We start from the raw sequence: 13301 nt of genomic DNA, 5'->3' as shown, positions 1-13301 counted from the left end.
CTTGCCCAGCGGCTCCGATACCCGAAAACATTCGCGTGTAGGTCTGCGGCTCCAGCAGCAGATCCCACATCGCCGTGCGGTCGACCTCGCATTCGAGCTCGACTGTGATGACATCGGTGACCAATGGCGTGCAATTCTGTCGGCCGACCTCGAAGGTGCAGACAGATCGGCGTGTGAAGGTCAAGAGCCGATTTCTTTGCTCGATGATTGCCGCTGGCTTGTCAATGCCCTTCGCCGCGCAAAACATCCCAGCTTTCTGTACATCCCGGCAGAATATGATCGAGAAATCCACGCGCGCAGCGTTGTTCGCGAGGATGAGCAGAACGGGAGAACCATGACCGCCAGAGCCGAACTGGAACGCGAACTGGGCGGCCCGCTAACCGCCCTCGACCTGCTCTCCGACGCCGAAATTCGCGAATTACTGATGACCTTCCGCAGCGCCCGGCGCACCGAGGCGGCCATGCTCAACGAATCGGTGGACAGTGTCGTCGGCATCCTGCCCTGGCCGCTGCGCACGCCCGCGAAGAAGATCATGTTCGGCAATCGGCTCGGCTGATGACAGACCTGGTTACCAACGCGCAGCTGGTCCTGCTCGCCCGGACGCTGCACGTACCCGTCGAGCGGCTGGCGCATCTGGAGCGAATCGGCGCTGCCGCCCTGCACGAGCTGCAACAGCGCATGGCGGCGGTGATCTTCGCCCAGCATGCCGCGACCTTCGAGCGGATCAGCAAACTGGTGCCGGTGATTCCGCTGAGTATCTCGATTCCCTTGGTACAGCGGCTCGTTCCGCCCATGATGACTGGAAGAGCCGCCGGTGCCGTAGGTGTGAAGTATCCCAAAAAAGCAGCGGATGCCGTCTGGATGCTGGAGCCGGGCTACGCCGCCGATTGCGCACCCTATCTGGACCCGCACACCGTCGGGCAGCTCGCCGACGTGGCCCCGCCGGAGCCGATCGTGCGCATCACCAACGAGGTGCTGCGCCGTGGTGACTACGTGACGGCGGGCCCGTTCCTCGCCTACGCCACACCCGCGCTGATCCGGGCCATCGAGGCGGGCGTGGCCGACGACGAGGGCCTGATCCGCTCGGCGGCCTACGCGTACTCCGGCGAGAACCTCAGCGGCGTCATGCGCCAGCTGCTGCACGGGCGCTCACACCGGATTCCGCAGATGGTGGCGACGGTGCTGGACGGTTCGGCCGAACTGCAGCTGGCGGCGCTGTCGGTCTTCGCCCGCTGCGACAGCGACGTGGTCGGCGCGGTCGGCGAGCTGATGTTCGAGTTCGGCTCGACCGAGGCGATCACCGCGATGCTCGGCACCGTCATCGACGCGGGGTCGATCCCCGAGCTGCTGCGCTTCGCCGGGAGCCTGCGCCCGTCGGCCTTGGACAGCCTGGGGGCCAACCCGATCGTCGGCGACGATGCCAGGATGTCGGCGTTGGTGGCGGCGCTGGAGGGCGCGGACGAGCCGGCGCTGTGGCGCGGGCTGCTGTGCTGGATCGAGCGCGCCGATTTCCAGGTGCAGCGCCGAATCGCGGCGCTGATCACCGATTTGACGGATCCGACCCTGCTCGCGGTGCCCGGCGCGGCCACCGAGGCGCGGATCTGGCCGGCGCTGCTGCGGCTGCTGGCCGAGGCCGATGTCGACACCCAGGCCCTGCTCGGCGAGGTATGGGCGCTGCTCACCCCGTCCGTGCGGGCCGATCTGCAGCGGCGCGTGAGCGATCTGCGGCTCGACAGCCGCCTGGCGACGCTGAGTGTCACCCTCGACATCTATGCCTGAGCCGGGTCCGCTGCCCACGTGCACCTCTCGCCCCGACGACCGAGGCGCACGCGGGACAGCGGAGTTCTAGACCGGCGTGTAGTCGCGCGCCGCGATATAGCCCGGACGCCGGGCCGGCGCGGCGAACGGTTCCGCCAGGGTGTTCTCCACGCTGTTGAACACCAGGAAGATGTTCGAGCGCGGATAGGGAGTGATGTTGTTCGAGGAGCCGTGCATGATGTTGGAGTCGAACAGCAGCCCCGAACCGGCCCGGCCGGTGAACTGCGTGATGCCGTGCCGCTCCGCCAGGATCGCGATATCCGACGGGGTCGGCACGCCGAACTCCTGCTCCTGCAACGACTCCCGGTAATTCTCGGCCGGCGTGCTGCCCTGGCACGGCACATAGGTGCGGTGCGAACCGGGCATCACCATCAAGCTGCCGTTGACCGGGTAGTTGTCGGTCAGCGCGATCGACAGGCTGACCGCGCGCGGCGCCGGCATCCCGTCCTCGGCATGCCAGGTCTCGAAGTCGGAATGCCAGTAGAAGCCGTTGCCGCGGAACCCGGGCATGTAGTTGATCCGGGTCTGGTGCAGGTACACCTCCGAGCCGAGCACCTCGCGGGCCGGTCCGGAGATCCGGGACTGCCGCACCAGATCGGCCACCGCGGCGCTGAGCTTGTGCACCTCGAACACCGACCGCACCCGATTCGAGGACCGCTCCCGGACCACCCGATCGTCCTCGGCCAGCGAGGTATCGGTGGCCAGGCGGGCGATCTCGGCGCTGAACTCGGCCACTTCGGCGGGGCTGAGCAGATCGTCGAGCACGGCGTAGCCGTCGGTGCCGAATCCGGTCAGGGCTTCGGTGCCGATCTGGCCCCATACCGTGGGGTCGACCCGCTCCATGTGCTGGAGCGGTTCGCCCGTCCGGGTGGGGTATTGATCGAGCAGTCCCGTATCAACGGTGTGCTGCAACACCATTCGCTACCTCCCTCAGTTGCTCACGACGCCACCAGTGGGTAGACGCCGTTCTCGTCGTGAACCTCTTGCCCGGTGACCGGCGGATTGAACACGCACAGCATGCGCATGCGGGTCCGGGTCTCCAGGCGGTGCTTCTCGTGCCCGTTGAGCAGATACATCGAGCCCGGGCCGAGCGGGTAGGTGACGTCGTTGTCGAGATCGGTGAGCGTGCCCTCGCCCTCGACCAGCCAGACCGCCTCCACGTGGTTCTGGTAGTGGAAGACGTGGGTGGTGCCGGCTTCGATGGTGGTCTCGTGGAAGGAGAACCCGACCCCGTCGCCGCCGAGGATGATGCGCTTGCTGCGCCAGCCCTCGTCGGCGACATCGCGCTCGGTCCCGGTGATTTCGGCAGTGGTGCGAACGATCACTGGTTCGCCCCCTTGTGCAGACGCTGCCAGCCCGTGCACACGGTGTCGATGGCGCCGGTGAGCAGGTGCAGGCCGAGATCGAGCTCCTCGTCGGTGATCGTCAGCGGCGGCAGCAGCTTCACCACCTCGTCGCTGGAACCGGAGGTCTCCACCAGCAGCCCGCGCTCGAAGGCCACCTGGGCCACCTTGCCCGCCTGCGACGGATCGTCGAAGGCGATGCCCTGCACCAGCCCGCGACCACGCGTGGTGATGCCGGGGAAGTAGTCGGCCACCTGGCCCAGCGCCTCGCCGATCCGCACGCCCTTGGCCTCGGTCGACTGCTGCAGGGTGGCATCGGACCAGTAGTGCCGCAGCGCGGCCTCGGCGGTGATGAAGGCCGGGTTGTTGCCGCGGAAGGTGCCGTTGTGCTCACCCGGCGCCCAGACGTCGTGCTCGGGCTTGAACAGCACCAGCGCCATCGGCAGGCCGTAGCCGCCGATCGACTTGGACAGCGTGACGATATCGGGGGTGATGCCCGCGATCTCGAAGGAGAAGAACGGGCCGGTGCGGCCGCAGCCCATCTGCACGTCGTCGACGATCAGCAGGATCTCGCGCGCGGCGCACAGGCCGGCCAGGTGCCGAAGCCATTCCGGGCGAGCGAGATTCACGCCGCCCTCACCCTGCACCGTCTCCACGATCACCGCGGCCGGGCGGTCGAAGCCCGAGGAGGTGTCGTCGAGCACCCGTTCCATCCACTGGAAGTCCTGGGTGGTGTTGTCGAAGTAGCCGTCGAAGGGCATGTGCGCGGCGTGCACCAGCGGCACGCCGGCGCCGGCCCGCTTGGCGGCGTTGCCGGTCACCGACAGCGCGCCCAGGGTCATGCCGTGGAAGGCGTTGGTGAAGCTGAGCACGGTCTGGCGGCCGGTGATCTTGCGGGCCAGCTTCAGGGCCGCCTCGACCGCGTTGGCGCCGGTCGGGCCGGGGAACTGCACCTTGTAGTCCAGGTCTCGCGGCTTGAGAATGGTGTCGCGCAGGGTTTCGAGCAGCTTGCGCTTGGCCGCGGTGGACATGTCCAGGCCGTGGGTGATGCCGTCACCGGCGATGTAGTCCAGCAGCGGCTGCTTGAGCACGTCGTTGTTGTGCCCGTAGTTCAGCGCGCCGGCGCCGGCGAAGAAGTCGAGGTACTCCTTGCCGTCCTCGTCGCGGATCCAGCTGCCCTTCGCGGTGGTGAACAGCGCGGGCCAGGACCGGCAGTAGCCGCGGACATTCGATTCCAGATCTTCGAAGATGGTCGTTTCTGCGGTAATCACTTGCGGGCCTCCAGATCGATAGGGGCAATGCGATACAGGTCTTCGGCTTCGTGGTTGTCCGGGAACAACTCCGGATCGAACATCGGCGCCTTGGCGAGCTCCGCGCCACGACGGCGGGCCACCGAGCCGAACATCGCGATCGAACCCGGGTTGTCCGGCGCGATGGTCGTCTCCAGAACCGAGACCCCGTGCGGGGCGACGGTGTCGAGCAAATGCTGAATCAGTGCGGTGCCGGTGCCGAGGCCCTGCTGGGCCTGCTCGACGGCCACCTGCCACACGAACACCGTGTCCGGCGATTCCGGCCGCAGGTATCCGATGACGAAGCCCACGACACGGCCGTCGACCTCGGCCACTACCGAGGTACCGGTGAAGTCGCGACACCACAGCAGGTAGGCGTAGCTCGAATTGGTATCGAGCACTTGCGAATCCTTGGCGATTCGCCAGATCTGCGCGGCGTCACCGACGCGCGGCGTGCGCATGACCGGTGCGGCGAGCCTGTCGATTTCGGCAACTGTGCCGTCGTCGAGCATGGGCAAGGTTGGTGTGGACATACAACTCCCTCTGACCTTTTCGAGCGACTTGTGAGAAGTCGCAAGCGGCGGGTCTGCAGTACTGACAACAGCCTTACGACTGAACTTTGCGGTGATCGTGTCGAACGCTTTGCGGTTGTGTTACGACGAGATCACAACGCCTGGTAAACGGGCATGACGAAATAAGCTTCGTCACAATTCGAGCGAGAAAAAGCGGCTTGTTACTACTGGAGATCGAGCCGGTAACCGAGCCCGCGCACCGTCACCACGATGCGGGCGTCGGAGGGGTCTCTTTCGATCTTGGTCCGCAGCCGGCGGATGTGGACGTCGACGATGCGCTCGTCACCGAAAAAGCCGTCGTCCCACACTCGTTCGAGCAGCAGGGCGCGCGAGAGCACACGTCCCGGCGTCTCGGCGAGTTCACACAGCAGCCGGAACTCGGTGATGGTGAGATGGATCTCCTCGGCGCCGCGCCGGACCGCGCCGGATTCCGGGGTCAGCACCAGCGGTGCGTCCGGGTGCGCGTCCAGCACGATCTCCTTGGGTGCGTCGCGCTCGGCGGTCAGACGGGCCCGCCGGCGCAGTGCGCGCATCCGGGCGGAGATCTCCTTGATCTCGAACGGCTTGGTGACGAAATCGTCGGCACCGGCCTCCAGCGCGGCCACCACGTCATGGGTGTCGTCGCGGGAGCTGATCACGATGATCGGCACGTCGTGCTGGCGGCGGATCTCCCGGATGCAATCGAAGCCATCCATGTCGCCGAGCATCAGCTCGACGATCATCACATCCGGTGCGCCCTTGCTCCGCAGGTAGGACAGCGCGTCCTCGGCCTCGTTCGCCTCGGATACGTGGTAGCCCTCGCCCTCCATCGCCAGGCGCAACTCGCCCCTAACGTTTTCGTCCTCGTCAACGATCATCAGGTTGGTGCTCAAAAGGTCCTCATCCCTTGCCAGAGCGGACCCGCGTGCAGTACGGAAATATTCGCATCCCCATACCGACGCGACATTCCGCCTTCGAGCAACTTGCCAACCGCCGGAATACCCGGACCGACCGTCCGGTAAACCTCCGTAAGCGGAAGGGTTAGTTGCTGGCTATCTCCAACCCTTCGCCTATACCCGGCCCAAAAGCAAGTCAGCGGTGAGCTTGGCCACATCCAGGCAATTCGGGAATGCGGTACTTACCGGACGCACAAAGCGGGGCCCGCGATCACGTAGATCACGGACCCCGCCCCTCGAAAGGCAGTCTCAGCGAAGGTGTTTCACAGCTCGTCGCGCGGCGGTTCCAGGCGGTTGAAATTGCTCCGGCTCCCGTCGGGGTGCCGCTCCTGGTAGAGGAACCGGAAATGCCGCGCGTCGAAGGTGTCGAACCACTTCTCCCACTCGACGGGCTGCAGAATCGCGCCGCCGTAGCCGGGGAAGTCGAAGCGCAGGTTGCCCAGCCGCCCGTTCATCTCGCTGAACGGGGTGGTGGCCGGGCGCGCACCGCGTTGTTCGGCCCAGCGACGGATCACCTCGTGATTGCGCGTGACCAGGGTCTGGTCCTCGCAGTCGGGCTGTTCGCTGGGCGAATTGATTTGCTGTGCAGATTTCAGCGGCCGCGAATCACCCGGTCCGATATGCGGATTCCGGGCGACTGGCCGTCGCTGGCGGTCCATGACGACCCTCCTTAGCGCCCTGAGCGGTGGTTCCGGTTCCCTACCTAGTACCCGATGCGCGCACACGGCAAACCGGGCGCTGACAGTTAGCTGAGATCGGCTCCGGTTTGCGCTTCTCGCCCTGGGTACCCGGCAACCATGATTGATACGCCGATCGACGAGCCCGGGTTGACGCAGCCACCGCTGCCGGGACCGCAGCCCACGCCCGATCCCCTGCCGGCCCCCGACCCGGTGCCGCCGTACCCCGCGCCCGACCCCTTCCCCGCGCCCGACCCGGTGCCGCCACAGCCCGGAGACCCGAGCCCCGCGCCGAATCCGGACGATCCGCGGCCACCACAGCCGCCGGTGCCGGGGCCGCCCCCGGTACCGCGCTAGCGCTAGTCCCGTAGCGCCTGCTCCCGCAGCGCGCTCAGGGTCTTGGACAGGATCCGGGAGACGTGCATCTGGGAGACGCCGAGCACCTCGGCGATCTGGGTCTGGGTCTTGTTCTCGAAGAACCGCATGATCAGGACCTGCCGTTCCCGCTCCGGCAGGTCCTCGATCAACGGTTTGACCGCCATGAAGTCCTCCACCAGGTGGTAGGACTGCTCTTCCTCGCCCAGACTCTCCAGCAGCGGCAGCGGGGCGTTGTCGATATCGTCGCCGGCGACCGCGTCGATGGACTGGGACTGATAGGCGTTGCCGGCGATCAGCGCCTGGGTCACCTCGACCAGATCCACATCCAGTTCGGCGGCGATCTCCCGGGCCCGCGGCACCCGGCCCAGCCGCTGCGACATCCGCTCGATGGTGGGCCCGATGCTGAGCTGAATCTCCTTGACCCGCCGTGGAACTCGCACCGCCCAGGTGTTGTCCCGGAAGTGCCGGCGCACCTCGCCCATGATGGTCGGCACCGCGAACGCCAGAAACGAGGACCCGCGGGTCACATCGAAGCGGTCCGCGGCCTGCACCAGACCCAGGCGGGCGACTTGCAGCAGGTCGTCGAAGATTTCCCCGCGACCGGAGAATTTGCGCGCGATGTGCTCCGCCAGTGGCAGGCAGCGCTGAATCAGTTCCTCCCGCATGGGTTCCCGGCGTGGGTCGTCCGGGGCCAGTGCGGCGATCTTCTCGAAGAGCGGCTCGATATTGTCGTAGCTGTCACCGGGGGATCGCGACTCACCCGTCATCAGCCACTCCGCGCACCCAGCTGAAGTCCACCATCGTCGGGTAGCCGCCGACTTCCACGTCGAACGGCTCCTGCACCGCGGCGATCGAGGCGGTCAGCGTGCGCACGATGTGCCAGCCGAATCCGGCCTGGCCGACCACGGCCTCCGAGCTCGCCACCGAGGCGACGTGCACGAGCATCTGCCGGTCGTCGTAACTGAATTCGCAATCCAGAATGGAGTCGGGCACCGCCTCCATGATCAGCGAGGTCGCCACCTCATCCAGCGCGAGCCGGATGTCGGTCACCTCGTCGAGCGCGAAATCGCCGATGAGAGAGACGGTTTCGGCGAGGGCGCGCAGCATCGTGAGCTGTTCGAACCGAGCGGGCAACTGCACCCCGATCGTCGTCGTTTTCGTTGAGGATCGGGAAGTCCACTCCCCCATCGCCCATCACCACCTTGCTCGCGTCGCCGGTTGCGCGGTCCGGCCACCGGGCACAGCCCGCCTTGCGCCTACCGCGACGTTCCTCACGGTGGCGCTTACCCGGTGCGAGCGGGGGCAAACCCGAAGCTGGTCAGCCGCCCGCCTCGATTCGCTCGTGCGCGGTCAGCAGCAGATGATCGAATTCGGTGCGCAAGTGCACCGTCGAATGCACCATGGTGGCGATGTCGGCGATCAGCCGGGCCGCGAGCGCGCGCAGCTTGACGTTGGTTTCCTGCGAGCGCCAGCTCAGCACCTTGAACGCCTGCTCCGGGCTGATCCCGTAGACGAGCATCAGCGCGCCCTTGGCCTGCTCGATCACCGCGCGCGCCTCGTACAGCTCGGGCAGGGTGTCGTCGAGGGTCTCCTGACGGTGTTCCTCGAGGGTGTCGGTGACGTCGATGTAGTAGCCGGCCGTACCGACGACCACGCCGTCCTCGTCGCGCATCCGGTCGGCGACGACGATGACGTGGTGCACGTGCCCGGCGGTGTCGATGATGCGGTGCCGGCTGGAGAACGGATCGCCGTGCTCGGCGGTCTTGGCCAGCGCGCTGGCGACCTGAGCGCGGTCCTCGGGGTGCTTGTGGGTCAGCAGTAACTCGGTGGTCGGGGTGACGGTGCCGGCCGGATACCCGTGCATCAGCGACACCTCGTCGGACCACTCCCAGCGCTCCGCGTCGAACCAGTACCGAAAGCTGCCGACGCTCTGCGGCTTACCCATTCCGATCACACGGTTCAACGCCACGGGGTCATCGGAGCCCGCCCCCGCCTCGTGCACCGATCCACTCTCCATCACAAGCGCCAGTATGCGACGCGGGCGGCGAGCGGGCGAGCGGATCGGAGGGTTCGAGGACCTACGTCATCTAGGCGTCCAGGGCGGCCCGCATCGAGGGGTAGAACGCGAACAACGCTCGCACACCGGTGACTTCGAAGGACCGCTCGAGTTCGGGACGCCCGGTCACCAGGCGCAGGTCGACGCCGTTGCGTGCCGCGCGCTGACTGGCCGGACCGAGGCCGGCCGCAGCCCGCAGACTCACGAACCGCGCGCCACGCAGATCGATCACCACCGCGGACGCGCCGGCATCGATCGCGTCGTCGAGCGTGCTGCGAAAAGCCGGATAGACGGCGGCGTCGAGTTCACCTTCGACCCGCACCACCACGCATTGGCGCCGGCGCTCGTCGCGCTGCGACCATGTCCGGCTGGGATGGAATCGCGGGGTGGAATCCGGCTCGGTGGCGCCTTCGGTATTAGACGCCTGCGCACCAGTCTGGGGGTGCAGCACAACTGCATCCGTGGACATGACTTACCTCCCACTAGCTGGGGGGATCTCCGATTCGCGCCAGCTGCGGCGCCTGCGGGGAGCGTGCGGCTTCATCCTGCCGCAACCACTTCCGCCGACCTGGCACCGACTGTCTCCCCATCGAGGCGGTCGCTGTGAGAACCGGGGTCGGCTGTAGTCTCAACCTCCCCATAGTCTGGCACGCCCGCTCAGTTCTGTACACCGAACCGGCGCGGCGGCCGGCCGGGCGAAACGGTTCCGGACGAAAGTAGCTCCGCCCGCGGGCCATCGGAGGGGAATCCGGGACGAAAATCGCAGCGCCGGTTCAGGTTCGACACTCGAGCGGGTTCTGATCGCGCGCGCCACGACGGCTTCCCGCACCGGCGAGTGTGTGCCCGCGACAGACGCGCCGCGCAATTTCCCGCGCTGACGGCGGGATAAGCGCCGCCGGCGACGTTTGCCCGGGCACATCCCGGGGCATAACCGGCACAGACTACCTGGGTGTCTGTGATAGGAGTCCGCCGTGAAAATCGCGATGGTGGCCGAATGCGCTTCTCCGCTAACCGAACTCGGCGGAGGCCCGGCCAGCGGCCGGACCGTCGCCATCGGGGCGCTCGCCACGGCGCTGGTCCGGGCCGGACACGAAGTCACGGTGTATACCCGGCGCCAGGACCCGCACACCCGCACCGAGGTCTGCGCGCGGGAGGGCTATCGGGTCGTGCACGTGCCCGCGGGGCCGCCGCGCCCGCTGCCGCGCGATCAAATCCTGCCCTACCTGGGTGAATTCGGGACCTTCCTGCGCAAGCACTGGGCGCTGCGGCGACCGGACGTGGTGCACGCGCACTTCTGGATGTCGGCGCTGGCGGCCGAATTGGCCGCGCGCTCACACGCACTACCGGTCGTGGTCTCCTTCCACGGGCTCGGCACCGTGCGACGGCGGTTCCACGGCCTGGCCGACACCAGCCCGCGCCCGCGCATCCGCTTCGAACGGCTCATCGCCACCCGCGCCACCCAGGTCCTGGCCACCTGCACCGACGAGGTCGGTGAACTCTCGCGCATGGGGATTCCACGATTCCGGATCTCGGTGGTGCCCGGGGGTGTCGACCCGTCGACCTTCACCCCCGACGGCGGCGCCGCCACCCGCCACCAGCCGCATCGCATACTGGCGGTGGGAAGACTGGTGCGCCGCAAGGGATTCGACCTCGCGGTCCGCGCCCTGGCCGACCTCCCCGAGACCGAACTGGTGATCGCGGGCGGCGCGGTGGACGAGGACCTCGACGCCGACGCCGAAACCCGCCGCCTGCGCCGCCTCGCCGCCGATTGCGGTGTGTCAGAACGGCTTCGGATGCTCGGCCCGGTCTCACACGCCGCCATGCCGCGGCTCTACCGCTCGGCCGACGTGGTGCTGTGCACGCCCTGGTACGAGCCGTTCGGGCTGGTCCCGCTGGAGGCGATGGCGTGCGGTAAGCCGGTGGTCGCCACCGCCGTGGGCGGCATGCTCGATACCGTGCTCGACGGGGTCACCGGGCGGCTGGTCGCGCCATCGGAACCCGCCACCATCGCCCGCGCCGTGCACACCCTGCTCGCCGATGCGCCGGTGCGCGAAGCCTGGGGCGCGGCCGGGGTGCAGCGAGTCGCCGAACGTTTCATCTGGGATCGTGTGGCCGCCGATACGGTGGCGGCCTACGAGCGCGCCACCCCGATACGCAGGTCCCCCATCCGGCCGGTCCCGCTGCCCGCGGTCGCGACCGCGCGCTAGCCGGTATTCATCACGACATCACCCTGTACCGGTGCATCGTCGGCCCAACCGCGGGTCGGGCAGCGGCTCGAGCGAGTAACAGCGCACGCGAACCCCGACCAGCGCGTGCCAGCTGGCTGCGGATTGCGCAATTCTATTGTCCTACGGCTGTTTCGACTCTTAGGCCGGGGAACTGCATGGTCTGCGTACACCGGGGCACAGTGATCTAATCTCCGGCACGCACCCGGCGCATCGCCCGAAGCCGCGCGGCATCGTGCGCGCCGCGCAGCAGGCCCAGCGCCAGTGCGTGGGTGCGCACGCCCGGGTTGACGATCGCGATCCAGCCCTGGCGGCGATACACCGGATGTGGGAGGACGACGTCGGCCGCGGTGAAGTCCACGGCCTCCGGTTCCGCCCGGGGAGCCATGCCGAGCAGTTCGGTGAAGACGTCGCTGCCGACGTGGATGTTCATCCGCCAGCGACCGGGTGGGTCGAGGTCGCAGGCGCTGTCGTCGGGGTAGTTCTTCGTCACGATGGTCGCGTAGGGCTGCTCCCGCTGGGGCACCTGGCCGTCGGGCGCGTAATAGAAGAAGTGGTCACCCCAGGCGATCTCCGGGAACGGGCCGCCCGCCGCCGGTGCGAGCTCGAGTACTCCCTCGCAGCCGCGGAGCGCTTCCAGGATCTGGTCCATACTCATGGTTCAAGCATGAACTTGAAGTGCTTATGGAGGGTTGGGATGCTGACTGTCACCGCCGTCGCGACGGCGACCGGCTACTCGGTGCAGCAGATCCGCGACCTGGAGCGGCTCGGCGTCATCCCGACCGCGATGCGGGCACCCAACGGCTACCGGCAGTTCGGCGCGGACCACGTCCGCGACCTGCACGCCTACCGCGACCTCGCCGAAGCTGTCGGCCCGGTCGAGGCCCGGCACGCGATGCGCGCGATTCGCGCTCTCCCGCTCGCCGAGGCCGCATCCCTGATCTGTGCACTGCCCGCACGGCTCGAGTGGGAACGCGACCAGGCCCTCGCCGCCCGCGCCGCTCTGAGAGTTATCGAAGCAGAAGCCACCACCGACGCCGAACCCGTCGCAGCAGACACGATGACCATCACCGAACTATCCAGAGCGCTCGGCCTGCGCGCCTCCACGCTCCGCTTCTGGGAACAGGCCGGCCTCCTCACTCCCGACCGCGTCGAAACCCGCTCCGGCTCCGCCCGCCGCTACCCGCTCATCGCGATCCGCGACGCCCGCATCACCACCGCCCTCCGGGCCGCCGGCTACGGCATTCCCGAAGTGCGACAAGCGATCACAGCGATCCGGGACCTTCACGACGTAGGCGACTCGCGCACCACCCTCGACAACCGTCTACACACCATCGCCCGCCGCCAACTCGCCCTACTACGCGCCGCGGCGGTCCTGGCCGAAATCATCCGCGATAGCTAGCAGTCGAGCTCGTCTTTCCGCCGCACGACGGGCGCTGGACCGGGTTCGGAATCATGGCGCCAGCGCCATGGCGCGATCAGCCAGGCGATGGTGAACAGCAGGGCGACCAGCGTGCCCGCCAAGACCCCTGCCCATGGTCTGGGGACCACGATTTCGAAGACGAGGATGACCGCGCCGACGAGGGCGATGCCCAGCAGGACCAGGCCGGCCTGGGCGCAGCGGTGGGCGGCGGCGACGATCTTGCCGAGGCGGCGCCGGCGGAACAGGGTGCGATGCCAGGACACCGGCGCTACCAGGAATACGGTCGCGCTGACGGCGGCGGACAAGGTGGCCAGGTACAGCACTCGCAGGGGGTCCGAGAGCTGGGCGAAGCCGGATTGGAAGGGCAGGATCAGCAGGGCGCTGATCAGGAACTGGATGCCGGTCTGGACGACGCGTAATTCTTGGATCAGGTGTTCCCAGTTGCGGTCCAGCCGTTCGGTCTCGGTCTCGGTTCGAGCCTGGCGGTAGCCGCTCTCGCCGGTGTGCCCATTGTCTACATCCACCTGGCCTCCAACCCGCGAGGTAGAACGCGTTATACCCCCGGTGGCCGGGATTAACCGCGAA

Annotated in this window: 17 protein-coding genes; 5 read left to right on the top strand and 12 right to left on the bottom strand. The window is 67.6% G+C overall.

Annotation, left to right across the window (positions count from 1 at the left end):
* The first annotated feature begins 1 nt into the window (after window position 1).
* Together AB0H76_RS33685 and AB0H76_RS33680 are read left to right on the top strand one after the other, a co-directional pair.
* Window positions 2-556 (top strand): hypothetical protein, encoded by a 555-nt coding sequence (locus AB0H76_RS33685; RefSeq protein WP_357331109.1) that lies wholly within the window; start codon window positions 2-4, stop codon window positions 554-556.
* A complete protein-coding gene (locus AB0H76_RS33680) occupies window positions 556-1779 on the top strand; it encodes a hypothetical protein (RefSeq protein WP_357331108.1) in 1224 nt (407 codons plus the stop codon). Before AB0H76_RS33685 ends, AB0H76_RS33680 begins: the two co-directional genes overlap by 1 nt.
* A 66-nt stretch (window positions 1780-1845) precedes the next feature.
* Here the strand turns inward: AB0H76_RS33680 and thpD are convergent, their stop codons facing one another.
* The 6 genes from thpD to AB0H76_RS33650 all read right to left on the bottom strand — a co-directional run bounded on the left by thpD (window position 1846) and on the right by AB0H76_RS33650 (window position 6616).
* Window positions 1846-2736, bottom strand: a complete 891-nt coding sequence (gene thpD / locus AB0H76_RS33675) for an ectoine hydroxylase (RefSeq protein ID WP_357331107.1) — start codon at window positions 2734-2736, stop codon at window positions 1846-1848.
* Between the two features lie 20 nt (window positions 2737-2756).
* Window positions 2757-3143, bottom strand: coding sequence for an ectoine synthase (locus tag AB0H76_RS33670; protein WP_357331106.1), 387 nt, complete (start codon window positions 3141-3143; stop codon window positions 2757-2759).
* Window positions 3140-4432: a diaminobutyrate--2-oxoglutarate transaminase gene (ectB, locus tag AB0H76_RS33665; RefSeq protein WP_357331105.1), complete on the bottom strand. Its 1293-nt coding sequence runs from the start codon at window positions 4430-4432 to the stop codon at window positions 3140-3142. The genes AB0H76_RS33670 and ectB overlap by 4 nt, the downstream gene beginning before the upstream one ends.
* Window positions 4429-4962: a diaminobutyrate acetyltransferase gene (gene ectA, locus AB0H76_RS33660; RefSeq protein ID WP_357331464.1), complete on the bottom strand. Its 534-nt coding sequence runs from the start codon at window positions 4960-4962 to the stop codon at window positions 4429-4431. Before ectA ends, ectB begins: the two co-directional genes overlap by 4 nt.
* A 224-nt stretch (window positions 4963-5186) precedes the next feature.
* Entirely contained in the window at window positions 5187-5894 is a 708-nt protein-coding gene (locus AB0H76_RS33655) for a response regulator transcription factor (protein WP_357331104.1), read from the bottom strand.
* Window positions 5895-6220: 326 nt separating this feature from the next.
* The gene (locus AB0H76_RS33650) at window positions 6221-6616 is read right to left on the bottom strand and encodes a hypothetical protein (RefSeq protein WP_357331103.1); all 396 of its coding nucleotides are present in this window, start codon (window positions 6614-6616) and stop codon (window positions 6221-6223) included.
* 138 nt (window positions 6617-6754) lie between these two features.
* Between AB0H76_RS33650 and AB0H76_RS33645 the strand changes: the two genes are divergently transcribed.
* Complete coding sequence (locus AB0H76_RS33645) at window positions 6755-6991, top strand: hypothetical protein (RefSeq protein WP_357331102.1); 237 nt, start codon at window positions 6755-6757, stop codon at window positions 6989-6991.
* Window positions 6992-6993: 2 nt separating this feature from the next.
* Here the strand turns inward: AB0H76_RS33645 and AB0H76_RS33640 are convergent, their stop codons facing one another.
* From AB0H76_RS33640 to AB0H76_RS33625, 4 genes are all read right to left on the bottom strand, one after another.
* Window positions 6994-7779 carry an RNA polymerase sigma factor SigF gene (locus AB0H76_RS33640; RefSeq protein WP_357331101.1) on the bottom strand — a complete coding sequence of 262 codons (786 nt, stop codon included), beginning with the start codon at window positions 7777-7779 and terminating at the stop codon, window positions 6994-6996.
* Window positions 7769-8152, bottom strand: a complete 384-nt coding sequence (locus AB0H76_RS33635; protein WP_357331100.1) for an anti-sigma factor — start codon at window positions 8150-8152, stop codon at window positions 7769-7771. Before AB0H76_RS33635 ends, AB0H76_RS33640 begins: the two co-directional genes overlap by 11 nt.
* Window positions 8153-8330: 178 nt before the next feature.
* Entirely contained in the window at window positions 8331-8957 is a 627-nt protein-coding gene (locus AB0H76_RS33630; RefSeq protein WP_357331463.1) for a PAS and ANTAR domain-containing protein, read from the bottom strand.
* A 142-nt stretch (window positions 8958-9099) separates the two neighbouring features.
* Window positions 9100-9537, bottom strand: a complete 438-nt coding sequence (locus tag AB0H76_RS33625) for an STAS domain-containing protein (RefSeq protein WP_357331099.1) — start codon at window positions 9535-9537, stop codon at window positions 9100-9102.
* A gap of 502 nt (window positions 9538-10039) precedes the next feature.
* On the opposite strand from AB0H76_RS33625, the gene AB0H76_RS33620 reads away from it, so the two are divergent.
* Complete coding sequence (locus AB0H76_RS33620; RefSeq protein ID WP_357331098.1) at window positions 10040-11275, top strand: glycosyltransferase; 1236 nt, start codon at window positions 10040-10042, stop codon at window positions 11273-11275.
* Window positions 11276-11480: 205 nt separating this feature from the next.
* Here the strand turns inward: AB0H76_RS33620 and AB0H76_RS33615 are convergent, their stop codons facing one another.
* Complete coding sequence (locus AB0H76_RS33615; protein ID WP_357331097.1) at window positions 11481-11951, bottom strand: DUF6194 family protein; 471 nt, start codon at window positions 11949-11951, stop codon at window positions 11481-11483.
* A 39-nt stretch (window positions 11952-11990) separates the two neighbouring features.
* Here AB0H76_RS33615 and AB0H76_RS33610 point away from each other — a divergent pair, with 39 nt between their 5' ends.
* Window positions 11991-12695, top strand: coding sequence for a MerR family transcriptional regulator (locus AB0H76_RS33610; RefSeq protein ID WP_357331096.1), 705 nt, complete (start codon window positions 11991-11993; stop codon window positions 12693-12695).
* Here the strand turns inward: AB0H76_RS33610 and AB0H76_RS33605 are convergent.
* Window positions 12692-13240 carry a DUF6328 family protein gene (locus AB0H76_RS33605; RefSeq protein ID WP_357331095.1) on the bottom strand — a complete coding sequence of 183 codons (549 nt, stop codon included), beginning with the start codon at window positions 13238-13240 and terminating at the stop codon, window positions 12692-12694. The genes AB0H76_RS33610 and AB0H76_RS33605 overlap by 4 nt on opposite strands.
* Window positions 13241-13301 lie beyond the last annotated feature (61 nt).

This window comes from Nocardia sp. NPDC050712, assembly GCF_040654295.1.
Classification (GTDB): Bacteria; Actinomycetota; Actinomycetes; order Mycobacteriales; family Mycobacteriaceae; genus Nocardia.
The sequence above is the reverse complement of the archived record's forward strand: the minus strand, read 5'-3'. Positions and strand labels throughout refer to the sequence as shown.

Excerpts from the sequence above, each read along its gene's own strand:
- thpD (WP_357331107.1), bottom strand. The coding sequence starts at position 2,736 with ATGGTGTTGCAGCACACCGTTGATACGGGACTGCTCGATCAATACCCC.
- AB0H76_RS33680 (WP_357331108.1), top strand. The coding sequence starts at position 556 with ATGACAGACCTGGTTACCAACGCGCAGCTGGTCCTGCTCGCCCGGACG.
- AB0H76_RS33650 (WP_357331103.1), bottom strand. The coding sequence starts at position 6,616 with ATGGACCGCCAGCGACGGCCAGTCGCCCGGAATCCGCATATCGGACCG.
- AB0H76_RS33645 (WP_357331102.1), top strand. The coding sequence starts at position 6,755 with ATGATTGATACGCCGATCGACGAGCCCGGGTTGACGCAGCCACCGCTG.
- AB0H76_RS33615 (WP_357331097.1), bottom strand. The coding sequence starts at position 11,951 with ATGAGTATGGACCAGATCCTGGAAGCGCTCCGCGGCTGCGAGGGAGTA.
- ectA (WP_357331464.1), bottom strand. The coding sequence starts at position 4,962 with ATGCTCGACGACGGCACAGTTGCCGAAATCGACAGGCTCGCCGCACCG.
- AB0H76_RS33640 (WP_357331101.1), bottom strand. The coding sequence starts at position 7,779 with ATGACGGGTGAGTCGCGATCCCCCGGTGACAGCTACGACAATATCGAG.
- AB0H76_RS33610 (WP_357331096.1), top strand. The coding sequence starts at position 11,991 with ATGCTGACTGTCACCGCCGTCGCGACGGCGACCGGCTACTCGGTGCAG.
- AB0H76_RS33630 (WP_357331463.1), bottom strand. The coding sequence starts at position 8,957 with ATGGGTAAGCCGCAGAGCGTCGGCAGCTTTCGGTACTGGTTCGACGCG.
- AB0H76_RS33625 (WP_357331099.1), bottom strand. The coding sequence starts at position 9,537 with ATGTCCACGGATGCAGTTGTGCTGCACCCCCAGACTGGTGCGCAGGCG.